Origin of the sequence: Fructobacillus sp. CRL 2054 (assembly GCF_028764065.1) — a bacterium.
Taxonomy (GTDB): Bacteria; Bacillota; Bacilli; order Lactobacillales; family Lactobacillaceae; genus Fructobacillus.
In genome coordinates this window covers 1-16,268 of sequence record NZ_JACOFN010000005.1, presented here as the reverse complement: position 1 = coordinate 16,268, position 16,268 = coordinate 1, and the positions used below count along the sequence as shown (strand labels likewise).

Below are 16,268 nucleotides of genomic sequence, written 5' to 3'. Positions count from 1 at the left end.
GATGTCAACAGCGATATCTTACACACATAAAAAAGACCTTATCTAGACGGATAAGGTTTTTTTATGATTACACAGCCATTCATTAACTAAGAAATTCATCTGTCATTTTTCTGCTATTTCACTTCAAAATTCTACCTATCAATAACAAACTAAAAAACAAAAAAGGCTCAACCACCATCTCTTCAGACAGCAAGTTGAACCTTTTTTAATATTGATAGCCCCAGAGGGAGTCGAACCCTCGATTCCGCGCTGAGAACGCGACGTCTTAACCACTTGACCATGGGGCCATAAATTTAGCACTTAATTAGTTTACTAAAGAAATGTGATTCGGTCAATAAGGAGAGCGACTTTTTTAGGCGTAGACCCAGCGGGAGTCGAACCCTCGAACTCCCTGGATATCCGCAAAATTCCTGAAACGGCTTAATCGAAACCGCCTATTCCAGTATAATAGTGATAATAGCGATTTTATACTATCTAATCGCTAATAGATACAAAAGGAGCACAATATGATCACCATTTCCAAGCTTAATAAAGCTTTCGGTGACCACCAAGCGGTTTCAGATTTGTCTGTTTCCATTAAACCCGGCGAAGTACTGGGTTTGATTGGACAAAATGGTGCGGGAAAGACAACGACTTTCCGTATGATTTTGAACTTTATTGAAGCAGACTCTGGCTCCATTACTTGGAACGGTCAGCCCCTAACTGAAAAAGAGCGCCATAAGATTGGCTTTTTGCCAGAAGAACGTGGGCTCTACCAAAAAGAAAGCATTGAAGACCAGGTCCTCTACCTGGCCGAATTGCACGGTATGAACAAGGCCGAAGCCAAAGAGGCCCTGACAGACTGGATGAACAAACTCCAGGTAGTCGGCAAGGCATCCGATTTGGTACAAACCTTATCTAAGGGAAACGCTCAAAAGATTCAAATGATTTTGGCTTTAATTTTTAAGCCAGACTTCATTATTTTGGACGAACCCTTTTCTGGATTAGATCTCGTTAACGCCGGACTCTTCATGGATACCATTAAAGAACTCAAAGAACAGGGTGCCATGATTATCTTCTCCTCCCACAACATGGATAACGTGACGGAAATCTCCGACCAGTTGGTCATGCTAAAGCAGGGACGAACGGTTCTGCAAGGACCAGTTCAAGAGATTCGTGAGTCCTTCGGACGAATTCGACTCTATGTGGAAGCACCTGACTTTTCAACAGCCGACTATAGCGCCATGGCCGGCGTGAATCGCGTAGAGAAGCAAGGGGCCGGCTACCTGCTCTACCTGGACAAGGAAGAGGCAGGAAAGGCAATCTTCGATAAGGTAACCGCCAAGGGCTACATCCCCGCCTTTTCACAGCAGCCACCAACTCTGGCAGAAATTTTCAAGACGGAGGTGGCCAGCCATGGATAAGCAAATCAAATTAGTTGCCAAACACACCTTCTTCACACGTCTAAAGAAAAAGTCCTTCTGGTGGGTACTGTTTGGCCCAGTTGCCCTCATTGTCTTCTCTGCTGCCATCGGTTGGGGAGTTTCCGTCTTCTCTTCCAATAAAACAGCGGATGTGGCGGTGGTGGCACCAGCCGAAGTTCGAACGGCCATTAAGGAAAACCAAAAGCACTTGAACATTCAGGTCAAGAGCGAGAAAACGGAGTCTTCCGCTAAAAAATCCCTTAACAAGGGCGAACTCGACGGTGTCCTCATCATTAACAATGATAAAGGAACCATACTAACACAGCCCAAGTCAAACAGCATTGATACCGACAAGCTGAAGTCCTTCTTAAGCAAGCAAATCCTAGCCGATAAAGCGGCAAAGTACAATTTAACATCCCAGCAAATCGCCGATTTAAAGAATCCATTTAGCCTATCATCAAAAGTTGTTGATAAGAACGAAAAGAAGGATTCAGAGGCTGCCGATGCCGTTAAACAAATCTTAACGATGGCCATTGGTATTCTTGTCTTCATTATCGTTTCAACCTACTCGTCCATCATTGGAAATGAGATTGCTAACGAGAAGTCCTCACGAATCATGGAAACTTTGCTAGCGGCTTCATCGGCCAAGGCCCAGTACTTCGGTAAGATTCTTGGTGTCTCTTACTTACTACTCACACAGCTTGTCCTTTACGGCATTGCCGGGGGCATCATCGCCGTGGTTGGGCAGAAGATGGCCATAACCAAGATGGTCTTCTCCTACTTAACGGCCTTAACGCCCGGCTTCTGGTTCTTCACGCTGGCATTTGTAATCATCTCAACGGCCTCCTACCTCATTCTGGCAGCCATCGCCGCATCATTGGTTAACGATCAAAGTCAGATTTCACAGGCCATGACGCCAGTGACATTGATTGCTATGGTTCCCTACATCGTGGCTATCTCCAGTTCCTCAGCGGGTGCAGGAAACAACGCCTTTATTCAGGTGCTTTCCTACATCCCCCTCATGGGACAATCGATTATGCCAAGTCAGCTAGCTAACCACTACGCAACTTGGTGGCAAGCCAGCCTTTCATTGGTTCTCGCCGTTCTCTTCTTCGCCTTCTTGCTCCACTTTGGTTTGAAACTTTATAAAAAGAACGTTCTCTCCTATTCAGAAGAAAACATTTCAAAGCAGTTGCTCGCTTCATTCTTACCGGAAAAATGGTTAAAGAGAAAGAAGTAAGAACAAACAATCAATGGCAAACAAAAAAGCGTAATCCTTTCGGATTACGCTTTTCTTTTGACTTTATTCAGTGCTTACTTAAACCAAGCGTTGACTTGACTCTTGTGTGTCTTAATCCAGTCATCGGCAGCTTGCTTAGCAGACTTACCGTTTTGGATATCCAACATAACAGATTGCATGTCTTCTTGGTTCCAGTGGAAGTTCTTCATTACCTTGTAAACATCTGGGTTCGTTGACTTCAAGTTCTTACGAACCACAGTCTTGATGGTTTCGTCACCACCCATCGTTCCCTTAGGATCTTGCAAGAACTTCAACTTGTACTTGTTGAACATCCAGTGTGGCGTCCAACCAGTCACAACGATTGGTTGCTTATTCTTGTAAGCCTTATCCAAGGCAGCCGTCATGGCACCTGATGATGAGGCCGTCAACTTCCAACCAGACAAGTTTGAATAAGTATCGATTGTCTTCTGTGCGGCAGTCATAACACCAGCACCGGCTTCAATACCAATAATTTGCTTATCAGCCTGGTTCGTCAAATCAGAGATTGAGTTAACGTCCATGTAGTCAGGAACAACTAGTCCAAGCTTAACGCCCTTCAAGTTCGTACCCAAGACATCCACTTGGTCCTTGTACTTCTTGTACATGGCCTTGTGTGTGTTTGGCAACCAAGCAGAAACCGTACCATCAATTTGCTTGTTAGCAACTGATTGCCAGTTAACTGCGTTATCCAATGGCGTTGTCGTTACATCGTAACCGTGTTGACGCATTGCTTCGGCCAAGACATTTGTTGAGGCAACTTCGGAATCCCATTCAACGTAGCCAAGGTTAACCTTCTTACCAGACTGTTGTGCAGCGGTGATTGAACCAGCAATACCAGAGATGGCAATGATGGCAACCATGGCCCATGCACCCCACTTGCGCCACTTTGGCAACTTTGGTGTGGTAACAGGGTCCGTGTTCATCTTTGAAACGAAACGGTCGATGATGATGGCCAAGATAACCAAGGCAATACCGTTAACGAATCCGGCACCAACATCGGCGTGTTGTACGGCAGAGAGGACACCACGACCAAGTCCTGGTGCACCAATCATTGAGGCCGTCACAACCATTGACAAGGCCAACATGATTGTTTGCTTTGAACCAGCAACAATTGAAGGCTTTGCAGAAGGCAATTCAAGCTTGAAAAGCTTTTGCCAAGTGGTTGAACCAAATGAATCGGCGGCTTCAACCAAGGCTTCTGGCACCTGCTTCATTCCCAAGTAAGTGAAGTTCACAACTGGTGGCAGTGCGAAGATCACTGATGAGAAAGTTCCAGGAACCATTCCGATACCGAAGAAGGCAACGGCTGGAATCAAGTAAACGAAGGCGGGCATCGTCTGCATGAAGTCCAGAATTGGCTTTACAACAGCGTAGGCCTTAGGTGACTTTGACGTCCAGATTCCCAAAGGAATTCCGATAATCAATGAAACCAATGATGAAGTGATGACCAAAGTCATTGTCTGCATCAAATCTGACCAGAGCCCCTGGTTGGCAATCAAGGCCAATCCAAGAACAATCAAAGTTGGCAAACCGTACTTCTTTGGTGTGGTAAACCAGGCCAAGAGAGCCAATGCAATGATGAAAACTGGCTGTGGGATGGCCGTCAAGAAGTTCGTCATGGCATCCATGAAGGCTTGTCCACCACTTTGGATGGCATCAAAGAAACCTGACCAGTTCTTCGTCATCCAGTTCACGCCATCTGAAACCCATTGGGCCAATGGTAATTTATCAATGGAGAATAAACTAGGCATTTGTTTGTCCGTCTCCTTCCGTTTGTGCTAAGGCTTCGATGACGGCACCACGAATAATGATTCCGCGCATCTTTTGGTCGTCATCAACGACAGCCACTGGTGAGTGGGCATCGTAGATGATTGGCATAATGTCAGCCACAAGCGTATCAGGCTTAACAATTGGCATATCTTCAATTACATCACGTAATGACAGCTTTTCCTTACGAGCCTTCACAGCGTTATCTGATGTTAAGTAGCCGGCAAACTTGCGCTTACCATCAACGGCAACCAAGCCAGAAACTTCTTCTTCAGACATACGGTGCAAAGCAACGTTAGGACCGTCTGAATCGATGTTCACTGTCAAACCAGGAATCATGATTGATTCCGCGTTCAAAACCTTTGAACGGTCAACGTCTTCAACGAAGTTTTCAACGTAGTCGTTGGCTGGGTTAGTCAAGATTTCTTCACCAGTTCCAACTTGTTGTAACTGACCATCCTTCATAATAGCAATACGGTCACCCAAACGAAGGGCTTCGTTCAAATCGTGGGTGATGAAGATAATTGTCTTTTGCACGTTTGCTTGCAAGTCCAACAATTCATCTTGCATTTCGTGACGAACCAATGGATCAAGGGCTGAGAAAGCCTCATCCATCAACAGAATGTCTGGGTCGTTTGTCAAAGCACGTGACAAACCAACACGCTGTTGCATACCACCTGAAAGTTGTGATGGGTATTGGTTCTTGAAAGAAATAAGCTTTGAATTTTCCAAGGCCTTTTCAGCACGCTTACGACGTTCTGCTGCAGGCACTCCCTGAATTTCCAAACCGTATTCTGTGTTTTCAAGAATGGTACGGTGGGGAAAGAGGGCGAAATTCTGAAAGACCATGGACATCTTCTTACGACGAATATCCAACATTTCTTTCTTGTTATAGTGGGTGATGTCTTTTCCATCCAAGATAATCTGGCCAGAAGTTGGTTCGATTAAACGGTTTAACAATCGAATCAACGTCGACTTTCCAGAACCTGAGAGACCCATGATAACGAAGATCTCCCCTTCGTTGACTTCAAGGTTGATGTCGTAAACACCAACCGTTGAACCAGTCTTCTCAAAGATTTCGTTCTTAGACTTATTCTCCTTAACCATCTTCAAAGCAGCTTTTTGCTTCTTACCGAAGATCTTGGTTAGGTGCTTCAGTTGCACTTTTGGCATAAATCCTCCTATAGTTGACTATCTCATTAATTTAAAATAAACTAACAAGTGACCACCTGCATAAAAAATCAGATGGGCAATAGTGACCACCTACTATCATACATAGATTGTCACTTTTTTTCAAATGAATATTAAATTTATGTGACATTTATTCAAGGACGTTATTTTATGCCTAAAATTAAAGAACCCCGTTATCATAAGATTGCCCAGGAAATTGCCGAAGCAATTGTTAATAAAAAATATGAAGTTGGACAAAAGTTACACGCTCGTTCAACACTCGCTGCCACCTTTGGTGTGTCCGCTGAAACAGCTCGTAAGGCCATTTCCGTCTTAGCTGATTTAGATATCGTCAAAGTCGTTCACGGTTCTGGCGTTGAAGTGATCTCTCGCGAGCGTGCCCGCGAGTTTCTTTCTCAAGCCAAGGAATCCCGCAACTTGCAGGAAACACACAGCCAAATTAAGGCATTGATTGCTAAGCAAAAAGAAGATTTAACAAACCTAGACGAATCCTTCTCCCTGCTTCTCGATCAAACCCAACGTGTGAACCAACATAATCCAATGTCGCCCTTTGAGTACATCCCCGAGCCAACATCGGATAAACTTAACTGTTCAATTGGCTCTTTAAATATCTGGCAAAACACTGGGGCTACAATCGTCGCCGTACTTCACGAAGAAGATTTAATCTTATCACCTGGCCCCTACGCCAATATCCAGCCCGGTGACACGATCTACTTTGTCGGAACGGAAAAAACGGTTGAGGCCATCCAACAGTTCTTTGAAGGCACATCAGCTAATTAAAGTAAACAAAAAAAGCAGACCAGCTGGTCTGCTTTTTTATATGTTTTTTAGTCGATTTTTATAAATCTGACTTTCACTTTCGTAACCTGGCTTTTCAAGCAAAGCGAACATCGCTGTCTTATATGCCTCAACACCCGGTTGATTGAATGGGTTAATCCCAAAGAGATAACCTGAAATGGCTACTGACATTTCGAAGAAGTAGATTAATTCTCCCAAAGTCTCTTCATCTTGCTTCGCTATTCGAACAACTAGGTTTGGAACCCCACCATCAACGTGGGCAATGGCCACACCGTCGGCAGCAGTCTGATTGACTTGATCGAGGGTCTTCCCCTCAAGGTATGCCAAGCCATCCGCATTCTCAGGCGTCTTAGGCACATCAATATCAGATGCAACCTGATCAACACGTACAACCGTTTCAAAGAGGTCACGACGCCCTTCTTGAATGTATTGACCGAAGGAGTGAAGGTCAGTTGAGTAGTTGGCTGATGAAGGATATATTCCCTTCAAATTCTTGCCCTCTGACTCACCCATCAGCTGCTTCCACCATTCAGCGAAATACTGGAGTGATGGCTCCCAAGAAGCTAAAATTTCAGTCGTATAGCCCTTATCATAAAGAATACGACGAGAAGCAGCGTACTGAAGGGCAGCGTTCTTGCTTAAATCAGTCGAACAATAGTTCTCTTCACCCTTTTCAGCACCAGCAAGAACTGCCTCGATATCAATTTCTGCCACCGCCATTGGCAGTAAGCCTACCGCTGTTAAGACGGAGAAACGTCCACCAATGCCATCAGGAACAACTAGCGTTTCATAGCCAGCCGTATCGGCCTCCTCCCGCAAAGTTCCCTTTTCTTTATCAGTGGTGGCAATAATACGGTCAACCGCACCATCACGGCCATAACGTTCTTCTAAGGCCTGCTTGAAGAAACGAAAAGCCAAGGCAGCCTCCGTCGTCTGACCCGACTTTGAAATGACATTAACCGAAAAGTCCTGGTCGCCAATCACTTGCAGTAACTGCTGCAAAGCCATGGCTGACAAATTATTACCAGCAAAGTAAATCTTAGTACCATCTTCGACTAGGTCGTTGTACCAAGGTGACTTCATGAAGTCCAGAGCCATCTTAGCGCCAAGGTACGAGCCACCAATTCCAATAACAACCAAGACTTTTGATTGATTCTGTACCTTTTTAGCCAAGCGCTGAATCTTTTGCAGCTCCTGCTGATTAAAGTTCGACGCCCAGTTAACCCAATCAGTATAGTCAGAACCAGCACCCTTCTTTTCAAAAAGCAGCTGCTGCGCCATGGCCAACTGTGGCTTTAACTCTTCATATTCATGCTCTTTAATAAAAGATTGAACACCGTGTGAATCAAATTGAATTGCAGTCATGAAAGACCCCTTTAGCATTTTCAATGCTTATTATTCTTATTCGAACCATTTAAAAAAATTTTTTAATCGTTTTGCACTGGTTGTCCAGCTAACTCGAGTGGAATTTCCTTCTTCGTTTCGGAAGTACCAGGCAAATACTTAGCCTTCAAGTTCACAGCAATGTGTGACAGTACATCTGTATCTGACGAATCGGGCTTCTTTGACAAAGTTGGTGCTTCCATCAAAGACAAGCTCTTATTTGATTTAGTCCAGAATGTCGTTAAGGCTGCAACCTGCACCTTAGCTTTGATTTTTTCATCCTTAATAGCAAGCGTTGAAGCACCTGACAAAGTCGTACCGGCCTTATAATCATGTGCGTGACGCTCCTTCAAAACCTGATCAACCATTTTCAAAGTCTTTTGGAAACGTTCGGTCTTGTCCGTATAATCGGCAGCACCGTTAATAACTGTCAGGAAGAGATGGCCGTCCTGGTCCTTTACAACACCTGTATAAGAGGCGCCTGATTCAGGTGTTGATCCTGTTTTCAATCCCAACATTTGCAAGTTATTTGGATTATCCAAGTTCGCTTCCATGTTGGCAAAGGAGGTTCCAAAGTCTGACGCCTGTGAAACCTTTGTCTTCTGATTCTTGGTATAGGTCAAGTTAGCCGATTCCGTTAACTTCATCAAATCAGGATCCATACTCAAAATCTTCATGGCAATCTGTGCAACCTGCGTGGCTGAAGCATGGTTATAGGCCGATGATGATGAAGAAGTAATCTCGTTCTCAAAGGCATCCCCATTCTTTTGACCAGCACCGTTGTACCAGGCAGAACCAGTCAAATTCAAATCCTTAGCCCAACCTTCAAGGGTGGCCTGATCCTTGCTTGAATCACCGGATAGGAATGTGACCAATGCAAAGGCGGCATCGTTGGCTGAATTTGTAAACATCGCGGTGTACAAATCCTTGACCGACACCTTATCGCCAGCCTTGATATCCAAGTGAGAGTATAGCGAATCGCTTTGACTTGAAAGGTCAGCGTTCGATGGAATCGTTACCTGGTCAGTCCAGTCAATTTTCTTTTCCTGAATGGCCTTTAACACACCATATGCGACTAGCATTTTCGATTGCGAAGCAATTGCCACCTGCTTATTGGCATCCTTTTCTCCAATAATCTGACCGGTTGTCAAATCAACAACCAAGCCAGACTTAGCATCAACTGAAAGCTGCACGGGTTCTTCCGTCTTACCAGTTGATTGGACCACTGTCTTATGAACATGTGGCCAAAAAATTGCAGTCAAAATAAAGGTCAGCGACAAAAGGAAAAAGGCAAGGGCAAACCACTTATTGCGGCTTCCCTTCTTCACTTGCTTCACCTGATTCAATTTAGATTGCTTCTTTTTCTTAAACATTCACTTCTTCTTTTTCTTGTTGCTTTGGCAAAGTAATAATAAAGGCCGTTAAATCTTCAGTCGATTCAGCATGAACTTGCCCATGGTGCTTATCAATAACACCCTTCACAATGGATAAGCCAAGCCCTGTTCCACCCGTTTTTGTATTACGAGAGGACTCAACCCGGTAAAAACGGTTAAAGAGCTGGTTGAGAGAATTTTCAGGAATAGCAGGTCCATTGTTAACAACACGAATCTCAACCTGATCACCCGGTTTTTCCTGTGCCGTTAACTTAATAAAGGAGGCACCCTGTCCATACTTCAAGGCGTTTTCGACCAAATTAATCAACACACGGGCAAGTTTTTCTGAATCACCAGCCATTACAATGAGCTCTGGTGCTAACTGGGTGGTCAAACGAATGCCCTTTTTCTCCGCCTCAACCGCATAATTCGCCAATACTTGGTCAAAAAGATCGCCCAGTGAAAAGTCGGATACATTCAATGTAATCTGCGATGACTGTAACTTGGCAAACTCAAAGAGATCCTCAACCAAGACTTTCATCTGGTTGGCCTTATGGTAGGCCGTTTCAAGGTACTTCTTTTCATCTTCAGGACGCATTGCCGTAGTAGGCGTCACAACCAATCCTAAATACCCAATGATAGCTGTCAAAGGCGTTCGCAAATCATGGGAGATGTTCGTCATCATCTCTTCCTTAGAAGCAGCCATTTGGAGCTGTTCCTGGTGTTCTGCTTCAAACTGTGACTGGGTTAATTCGAACAATTCCTTAATCTGTCGGTCAATTGGCCCCTTCAACTTACCTGGTAAGTCGACGCTTTCTTCTTGCTCAATGGCTGATTGTAGCTCCACCATTAATCGTGTCAAACGACTTTCTTTAACTGCCTGTCGGATAACAAATACCAAGAGCAGTAAAGTTAAAAGACCCGTGAAAAGGCAAAAAGAAGGCCAACTAGTCCATGATGACCAGCTGGGCCTTTCTTTTAAGATGTCAAAGAAAAGCACCCAACCCGCAGCTAGGATAAAACCAATTCCGAAAATCATTTTAATAATGGATTGGCAGATAATTTTTGCTTTTTTGACCATATTAGTTCACTTCAATTTTATACCCAACACCCCAAACGGTTTGGATTACCTGATCACCATTCGTAGCTTCTTCAAGCTTATCACGAAGGTGTGAGACATGGACCATAACCGTCTTAGCTGAAACAACGGACTCTTGCTGCCAAACACGTTCAAAGATATCGTCAGCAGAGAAAACACGGTTTGGGTGTGACGCCAAAAGGTAAAGAATACCGAATTCAAGGGCTGTTAGGTTAACCAATTCACCAGACGCAGTTTTAACATCATGAGAATCCTTATTAATTACCAATGAAGCAACGTTCAAAACGTCAGGCTTTTGTTCTTGAACGACGTTTTGAGAACGGCGAATCAAAGAACGGATACGAGCCATTACTTCCAATGGGTTAAAAGGCTTCGTTACGTAATCATCGGCACCAGAAATCAAGCCTTGAATCTTGTCCATATCAGATGACTTAGCAGACAACATCAAAATTGGCATGTGGGTATCCTTACGAACTTCCTTCAACACGTCAAATCCTGTCATGTTTGGCATCATGATATCCAAGACCATCAAAGCAATATCAGGGTTCGTATTGAACTTTGACAAAGCTTCCTTACCGTCTTTAGCGATAATGGCTTCGTAGCCTTCATTCTTCAGATAAATTTCGAGTAATTCAGCGATCTCTTGATCGTCATCAACAACTAAAATCTTCATGATTAGCCTCGCTTCTGATTCTCTTGCTTCTCATTTTCCTGTCGCAAACGTTCCTGTTGTGCAAGCTTTGAAATAGCTAAGACACCACCACGCTTCAATCCGGCGTAACGACGGTTAACGAAGTATAGTGCCCAAGCGATGAAGAACATCAAACCGTTACCCCATACAGGCAAGACTGGGTTTAATGCTGCTGGCAAGTAAAGGAAGGCTGTAAAGCCACCAATCCAAAGTAATGCAACAATAATCAACATTAACCAACTAGGAATCTTTTTCTTACTTTGGTCTTCATTAGGATTTGGAATAAAGCGTTGCATCGCCATCGTATAAATAGCGCCACCCCAAAGAGAGAGCAAAATGATTGATGAAACACCAATACCTTCAGAACCTGACTTAGACCCTGAGAATCCCATGGTTACCGTGAAGAAACCAGTCAAGAACATAATCAACACAAGGGCTGTATCTCCGGCTAAAAATCCAAATGAGTAATCATGGAAACCCTTTGCCAAGGCAACGGGGTTCAAGTAACGATTCAAAGTTTCTGCTGGTGTCCCAAAGAGTTGCGCAGCAGTGTGTCCAAGTTTTTGACCTTCGGCCAACTGTTGTTCAACTTCGCCCAGGATTTCTTCCTTCTTTTCTTCGCTAATCTTATCGCTATCAGCCAAGCCCTTTTCCAAGTGGAAAAGGAAATCCTGGTTCTTCTTTGTTAATTTATGTTCGACTTCTGTCATCGTCTCACCTTTTTCTAAATATTAAACGTTGAATAGGAATTCCATGATGTCACCATCTTGGACAACGTATTCCTTACCTTCAGAACGCAAACGGCCAGCTTCCTTAACAGCCTTTTCTGAACCGTACTTATCCAAATCATCGAATGAGAAAGTTTCAGCACGGATGAAACCACGTTCAAAGTCGGAGTGAATAACACCGGCTGCTTGAGGTGCCTTGTAGCCAGCCTTAAATGTCCAAGCACGCGTTTCCTTTTCACCAGCAGTGAAGAAAGTGCGCAAATCAAGCAAGTGGTATGCTGAACGAATCAACTTATCCAAACCTGGTTCTTCAACACCTGCCAATTCCAAGAAGTCCGCCTTTTCGTCGTCATCCAACTGGGCGATTTCTTCTTCGGCTTCAGCTGACAAAGCAATCACTTCGGCGTGTTCGCTGTCCGCGAATTCCTTAATCTGCTTGTAGTAAGGAGAGTTTTCAGGGTCGCCCATGTCATCTTCGGCGATGTTTGCAACATAAAGCGTTGGCTTTGATGTCAACAAGAACAATCCCTTCACAACAGCTTGCTCCTCTTCTGAGAAGTCAATTGAACGAACGGCCTTACCTTCTTCAAGGACTGGCTTAATCTTTTCAAGAACCGCAGCTTCGGCCTTAGCAGTCTTGTCAGAACCCTTAGCCGCACGGGCGACTTTGGCATAGCGCTTTTCAACGGCTTCCAAATCAGCCAAAACCAATTCAGTGTTGATGGTTGCGATATCATCCAATGGGTCAACCTTACCGTTAACGTGAATGATTTCATCGTCGTCAAAGGCACGAACAACGTGCACAATGGCGTTTACTTGACGGATGTTTTCCAAGAACTTGTTTCCAAGGCCTTCACCCTTTGATGCACCCTTCACAATTCCAGCAATGTCAGTGAATTCAAAAGTCGTAGGCACAACCTTATCGGCTGGAATTAATTCTTGAATACGTGCCAAACGCTTGTCAGGCACTTCAACGATTCCCACGTTTGGTTCAATCGTTGCGAAGGGGTAGTTGGCCATTTCGGCCCCGGCCTTCGTAATTGCGTTAAAAAGTGTTGATTTTCCGACGTTAGGTAAACCAACGATACCAGCTGTTAAAGCCATGTTATCAGTCCTTTCCTTTGACTAATCTTCTTTGTCATCTGCCTTCTTTAAGACCTTTTTCAGGCGCTTATCGAAGTTAAATCGGGTCAACATAATTGTCCGCTCACAAGCTGAGCAGGTCAACTTAATGTCAGCCCCCATTCGGTTAATAATCCAGGCATTAGTACCACAAGCATGTGGCTTTTTCATTTCAACCAAATCACCTAGACCGTAATCTTTTTGATCAACCATGATTAATCCACCTCAATGGCTAAAATTTCTAGAATACGTTCCAAATCGCGGTTGGAAACGTAGTTAATTTCAATCTTTCCAGAACCCTTTTTACCGGCGTTCACCTTCACCTTTGTCCCGAACTTATCCTCTAAGCGTTGGGCCAAGTCTTCGACAAATGGTGATGGCTTCTTTTCTTCCTTCTTAGGCTTGTCACCTGCGTTGACCCGCTTAACCAGGGATTCGACCTGACGAACGTTCAAGCCATCCTTCAAGATAGCTGAAACAACCGCATTCATCTGTGACTCTTTTTCAAGGCCAAGTAATGCGCGAGCCTGTCCCATGGACAACTGCCCCTGCTGAACGAGTTCCTGAACGTTATCTGGTAACTTCAAGAGACGCAAAGCGTTCGCCACCGTTGCACGCTCTTTCCCAACACGGCTAGCTAGCTTCGACTGAGTCAAATCAAGCTGTGCCATCAAGTTGGCGTATGCACGGGCCTCTTCGATTGGATCCAAGTCATCACGCTGCAAGTTTTCAATCAAGGCTAAGGTTGCCATCGTTTCGTCATTGCTCTCACGAACAATGGCCGAAATCGTCTTCTTTGACAAAGTCTTGCTTGCGCGGAACCGACGTTCTCCGGCGATGATTTCATACTTAGCACCGGCCTTACGAACGATGATTGGCGTTAGCAAACCATTTTCCTGAATTGACTGGGCTAATTCCTTGATTGACGCTTCATCAAAATGAAGGCGTGGTTGGAATGGGTTGGCTTCAATCTTAGCCAATGGCAAGTCAATGACTTTTTCACCGGCTTCAACTGTTCGCGTAATTGTTTTTGAATGTTCTAATGCTTGTTTGGAAATCCCATTCGACCCAAAAAGTGAATCCATGTTCTTTCCCAAGCCAGATTTTTGCTTAGCCATACTGCGCAATGACCTCCTTGGCAAACTCCGTGTACAATTTAGCACCCGTTGATTTTGGATCAAAGTCGATGATGGCTTGACCATATGATGGCGCTTCAGACAATCGAACAGAACGCGGAATAACTGTATCGTAAACACGGTCTTCAAAGTAAGAACGAACCTGTTCGGATACTTGCTTACCCAAATTGGTACGGCCGTCATACATTGTTAATAAGATACCGGCCATTTCAAGATCAGGATTCAATCCCTGACGAACCAATTCGATTGTGTTAATCAACTGTCCTAATCCTTCCAAAGCGTAGAACTCAGTCTGCACTGGAATCAAAACAGCATCGGCAGCGGTAAAGGAATTAATCGTTAACAGTCCCAAGGAAGGTGGGTTATCAATGATAACGTAATCGTAATTTCCTTGAACCTTAGAAAGCGCCTTTGACAAACGGTACTCCCGTTCTTCCATATCGACCAACTGGACTTCGGCTTCTGAAAGCTGAATTGTTGTTGGAATAATGTCTAAGCCTTCTGACGAAGAAGCCATAATGGCATCTTGAACAGGAAAATCGTTCACCAAAACATCGTAAATATCATGTTCCAATTCAGATTTATCAACTCCGACACCCGATGAAGCGTTCCCCTGTGGATCAGCGTCCACCAAAAGAACCTTCTTACCAGCCTTTGCTAAAGCTGCCGAAAGGTTAATACTGGTTGTCGTCTTACCGACACCACCCTTTTGATTTGCTAATGCAATGATTTTCGCCACAATAAGGCTCCTTTACTACAAAAAATCTTAGAGAGGTTTCTTCGTTGGTGTTCCAGCCTGCCGAGGATACTTCTTAGGCGTCTTAGACACTTTTTCGACCACTTGAATCACACGTGGATCACCATTTGGCAATTCAAAGGCTTTTTCAGAAACTAACTTTCCGCCCAAAGTCGCCAAAGCCTTCTTACCAGCCGACATTTCCTCTTTACCAGCAGAACCCTTCATCACAAGGAATTCCCCACCAATTTTTACAAATGGCAAAGTATATTCAGCCAATACCTGAGTTCGAGCAACGGCGCGAGCCGTTGCATAATCAAAGGATTCACGTAAGTTTAAATCTTTACCTAAATCTTCGGCACGGCCGTGAATCACGGTTACGCCTGTCAAATCAAGCTTCGTGACCATTTCCTTCAAGAAGTTTACGCGCTTATTCAACGAGTCAACCATCGTTACTTGAAGGTTAGGCAAGGCAATCTTTAAAGGCAAAGCGGGAAATCCTGCTCCAGAACCAACATCAATTAAAGTTGGTTCCCCTACCTTTAGCTTTGGAATTTCTAAGGCCAAAGTCAACGAATCATAGAAGTGCTTTAAATAAACTTCCTTTTTCTCCGTGATGGCCGTCAGGTTGAAAGACTGGTTGGCCAAAACGAGTTCGTTGAAGTAGGTCTCGAACTGTTCCATTTGCTTATCTGAAAGGCTTAAACCAGCTTCTTCCAGCATTTTTTTGAATGTTTCTTGGTCCAAAATCTTCCTCCAAACCAGGCCAATTGTCCCTAGTTTACTAATATTAAGAATACCTAAAAAAGCCCTGATAATCAAGGTTCTAAAGACCTTTTATATACAAAAAAACCTGGACAAAAGTCCAGGTTGTATGTATGCCCTCGGTGGGAGTCGAACCCACACGGTGTTGCCACCACTGGATTTTGAGTCCAGCGCGTCTGCCAATTCCGCCACAAGGGCAATATAAAGTATAAATACTTTATTAGGGCGGTAGAAGGGGATCGAACCCTCGCATGCTGGATCCACAAACCAGTGTGTTAACCACTTCACCACTACCGCCATGGCAGGGATAGAGGGAATCGAACCCCCATCAACGGTTTTGGAGACCGCTATTCTACCATTAAACTATATCCCTAAGATTAGTATAATAAAATCAGTCTGATAACTGAACAACATGCTAGGGACTTGCACCCTATCAAACACTACTGTGCACGCTGTAAAAATAAAAAAAGAGATTTTAAATGGACGATACAGGGATCGAACCTGTGACCCCCTGCTTGTAAGGCAGGTGCTCTCCCAGCTGAGCTAATCGTCCGAAAGAATGGAGAAGAAGGGATTCGAACCCTCGAAGCGGCGTCAACCGCTTACACGGTTTCCAACCGTGCTCCTTAAGCCTGACTCGGACACCTCTCCAAAACTCTTTTTCATTTTTATATGTACAGGCATCGCATCGTCCTATCCTCGCAGCCAGCGTTCCGGCAACTACTTTTGGCGCTAAAGAGCTTAACTTCTGTGTTCGAGATGGGAACAGGTGGTTCCTCTTTGCCATCGACACGACA

Annotated in this window: 15 protein-coding genes, 6 tRNA genes and 1 rRNA gene; 3 read left to right on the top strand and 19 right to left on the bottom strand. The window is 44.3% G+C overall.

What is annotated here, in order from left to right:
* Positions 1–215: 215 nt before the first annotated feature.
* Positions 216–287 (bottom strand) — tRNA-Glu (locus H7198_RS03145).
* Positions 288–506: 219 nt separating this feature from the next.
* Between H7198_RS03145 and H7198_RS03140 the strand changes: the two genes are divergently transcribed.
* Together H7198_RS03140 and H7198_RS03135 are read left to right on the top strand one after the other, a co-directional pair.
* Positions 507–1,403, top strand: a complete 897-nt coding sequence (locus tag H7198_RS03140) for an ABC transporter ATP-binding protein (protein ID WP_274458336.1) — start codon at positions 507–509, stop codon at positions 1,401–1,403.
* Positions 1,396–2,643: an ABC transporter permease gene (locus H7198_RS03135; protein ID WP_274458335.1), complete on the top strand. Its 1,248-nt coding sequence runs from the start codon at positions 1,396–1,398 to the stop codon at positions 2,641–2,643. The genes H7198_RS03140 and H7198_RS03135 overlap by 8 nt, the downstream gene beginning before the upstream one ends.
* Before the next feature lie 74 nt (positions 2,644–2,717).
* Here the strand turns inward: H7198_RS03135 and H7198_RS03130 are convergent, their stop codons facing one another.
* Together H7198_RS03130 and H7198_RS03125 are read right to left on the bottom strand one after the other, a co-directional pair.
* Positions 2,718–4,433, bottom strand: a complete 1,716-nt coding sequence (locus H7198_RS03130; protein ID WP_274458334.1) for an ABC transporter permease/substrate binding protein — start codon at positions 4,431–4,433, stop codon at positions 2,718–2,720.
* Positions 4,426–5,622 carry a quaternary amine ABC transporter ATP-binding protein gene (locus H7198_RS03125; protein ID WP_274458333.1) on the bottom strand — a complete coding sequence of 399 codons (1,197 nt, stop codon included), beginning with the start codon at positions 5,620–5,622 and terminating at the stop codon, positions 4,426–4,428. Before H7198_RS03125 ends, H7198_RS03130 begins: the two co-directional genes overlap by 8 nt.
* Positions 5,623–5,790: 168 nt before the next feature.
* Here H7198_RS03125 and H7198_RS03120 point away from each other — a divergent pair, with 168 nt between their 5' ends.
* Complete coding sequence (locus H7198_RS03120) at positions 5,791–6,420, top strand: GntR family transcriptional regulator (protein WP_274458332.1); 630 nt, start codon at positions 5,791–5,793, stop codon at positions 6,418–6,420.
* A gap of 36 nt (positions 6,421–6,456) precedes the next feature.
* Here the strand turns inward: H7198_RS03120 and H7198_RS03115 are convergent, their stop codons facing one another.
* The 16 genes from H7198_RS03115 to rrf form a co-directional block, all read right to left on the bottom strand.
* A complete protein-coding gene (locus H7198_RS03115) occupies positions 6,457–7,803 on the bottom strand; it encodes a glucose-6-phosphate isomerase (RefSeq protein WP_274458331.1) in 1,347 nt (448 codons plus the stop codon).
* A 62-nt stretch (positions 7,804–7,865) separates the two neighbouring features.
* Positions 7,866–9,194 (bottom strand): serine hydrolase, encoded by a 1,329-nt coding sequence (locus tag H7198_RS03110; protein WP_274458330.1) that lies wholly within the window; start codon positions 9,192–9,194, stop codon positions 7,866–7,868.
* Positions 9,187–10,233: a sensor histidine kinase gene (locus tag H7198_RS03105; RefSeq protein WP_274458329.1), complete on the bottom strand. Its 1,047-nt coding sequence runs from the start codon at positions 10,231–10,233 to the stop codon at positions 9,187–9,189. The genes H7198_RS03110 and H7198_RS03105 overlap by 8 nt, the downstream gene beginning before the upstream one ends.
* A 43-nt stretch (positions 10,234–10,276) precedes the next feature.
* Positions 10,277–10,966 carry a response regulator transcription factor gene (locus tag H7198_RS03100; protein ID WP_274458328.1) on the bottom strand — a complete coding sequence of 230 codons (690 nt, stop codon included), beginning with the start codon at positions 10,964–10,966 and terminating at the stop codon, positions 10,277–10,279.
* A gap of 2 nt (positions 10,967–10,968) precedes the next feature.
* The gene (locus H7198_RS03095) at positions 10,969–11,694 is read right to left on the bottom strand and encodes a DUF1129 domain-containing protein (RefSeq protein ID WP_274458327.1); all 726 of its coding nucleotides are present in this window, start codon (positions 11,692–11,694) and stop codon (positions 10,969–10,971) included.
* A gap of 21 nt (positions 11,695–11,715) precedes the next feature.
* Positions 11,716–12,816, bottom strand: coding sequence for a redox-regulated ATPase YchF (gene ychF / locus H7198_RS03090; protein ID WP_274458326.1), 1,101 nt, complete (start codon positions 12,814–12,816; stop codon positions 11,716–11,718).
* 21 nt (positions 12,817–12,837) lie between these two features.
* Positions 12,838–13,047 carry a DUF951 domain-containing protein gene (locus H7198_RS03085; protein WP_274458325.1) on the bottom strand — a complete coding sequence of 70 codons (210 nt, stop codon included), beginning with the start codon at positions 13,045–13,047 and terminating at the stop codon, positions 12,838–12,840.
* A gap of 2 nt (positions 13,048–13,049) precedes the next feature.
* The gene (locus H7198_RS03080; RefSeq protein WP_274458324.1) at positions 13,050–13,952 is read right to left on the bottom strand and encodes a ParB/RepB/Spo0J family partition protein; all 903 of its coding nucleotides are present in this window, start codon (positions 13,950–13,952) and stop codon (positions 13,050–13,052) included.
* Positions 13,945–14,709 (bottom strand): ParA family protein, encoded by a 765-nt coding sequence (locus H7198_RS03075; RefSeq protein WP_274458323.1) that lies wholly within the window; start codon positions 14,707–14,709, stop codon positions 13,945–13,947. Before H7198_RS03075 ends, H7198_RS03080 begins: the two co-directional genes overlap by 8 nt.
* A gap of 27 nt (positions 14,710–14,736) precedes the next feature.
* On the bottom strand, positions 14,737–15,453 hold the full coding sequence (gene rsmG, locus H7198_RS03070; protein ID WP_441316740.1) for a 16S rRNA (guanine(527)-N(7))-methyltransferase RsmG: 717 nt from the start codon (positions 15,451–15,453) through the stop codon (positions 14,737–14,739).
* Positions 15,454–15,585: 132 nt separating this feature from the next.
* Positions 15,586–15,669, bottom strand: a tRNA-Leu gene (locus H7198_RS03065).
* Between the two features lie 26 nt (positions 15,670–15,695).
* Positions 15,696–15,768 (bottom strand) — tRNA-His (locus H7198_RS03060).
* 2 nt (positions 15,769–15,770) lie between these two features.
* Positions 15,771–15,844, bottom strand: a tRNA-Trp gene (locus tag H7198_RS03055).
* A gap of 107 nt (positions 15,845–15,951) precedes the next feature.
* A tRNA-Val gene (locus tag H7198_RS03050) sits at positions 15,952–16,024 on the bottom strand.
* A gap of 7 nt (positions 16,025–16,031) precedes the next feature.
* Positions 16,032–16,122: transfer RNA gene (locus H7198_RS03045), tRNA-Ser, on the bottom strand.
* Between the two features lie 29 nt (positions 16,123–16,151).
* Positions 16,152–16,268: ribosomal RNA gene (rrf, locus tag H7198_RS03040) — 5S ribosomal RNA — on the bottom strand.

Bases quoted from the DNA above. Each gene is read 5' to 3' on its own strand.
- H7198_RS03140 (WP_274458336.1), top strand. From the start codon at position 507: ATGATCACCATTTCCAAGCTTAATAAAGCTTTCGGTGACCACCAAGCG.
- H7198_RS03135 (WP_274458335.1), top strand. From the start codon at position 1,396: ATGGATAAGCAAATCAAATTAGTTGCCAAACACACCTTCTTCACACGT.
- H7198_RS03130 (WP_274458334.1), bottom strand. From the start codon at position 4,433: ATGCCTAGTTTATTCTCCATTGATAAATTACCATTGGCCCAATGGGTT.
- H7198_RS03125 (WP_274458333.1), bottom strand. From the start codon at position 5,622: ATGCCAAAAGTGCAACTGAAGCACCTAACCAAGATCTTCGGTAAGAAG.
- H7198_RS03120 (WP_274458332.1), top strand. From the start codon at position 5,791: ATGCCTAAAATTAAAGAACCCCGTTATCATAAGATTGCCCAGGAAATT.
- H7198_RS03115 (WP_274458331.1), bottom strand. From the start codon at position 7,803: ATGACTGCAATTCAATTTGATTCACACGGTGTTCAATCTTTTATTAAA.
- H7198_RS03110 (WP_274458330.1), bottom strand. From the start codon at position 9,194: ATGTTTAAGAAAAAGAAGCAATCTAAATTGAATCAGGTGAAGCAAGTG.
- H7198_RS03105 (WP_274458329.1), bottom strand. From the start codon at position 10,233: ATGATTTTCGGAATTGGTTTTATCCTAGCTGCGGGTTGGGTGCTTTTC.
- H7198_RS03100 (WP_274458328.1), bottom strand. From the start codon at position 10,966: ATGAAGATTTTAGTTGTTGATGACGATCAAGAGATCGCTGAATTACTC.
- H7198_RS03095 (WP_274458327.1), bottom strand. From the start codon at position 11,694: ATGACAGAAGTCGAACATAAATTAACAAAGAAGAACCAGGATTTCCTT.
- ychF (WP_274458326.1), bottom strand. From the start codon at position 12,816: ATGGCTTTAACAGCTGGTATCGTTGGTTTACCTAACGTCGGAAAATCA.
- H7198_RS03085 (WP_274458325.1), bottom strand. From the start codon at position 13,047: ATGGTTGATCAAAAAGATTACGGTCTAGGTGATTTGGTTGAAATGAAA.
- H7198_RS03080 (WP_274458324.1), bottom strand. From the start codon at position 13,952: ATGGCTAAGCAAAAATCTGGCTTGGGAAAGAACATGGATTCACTTTTT.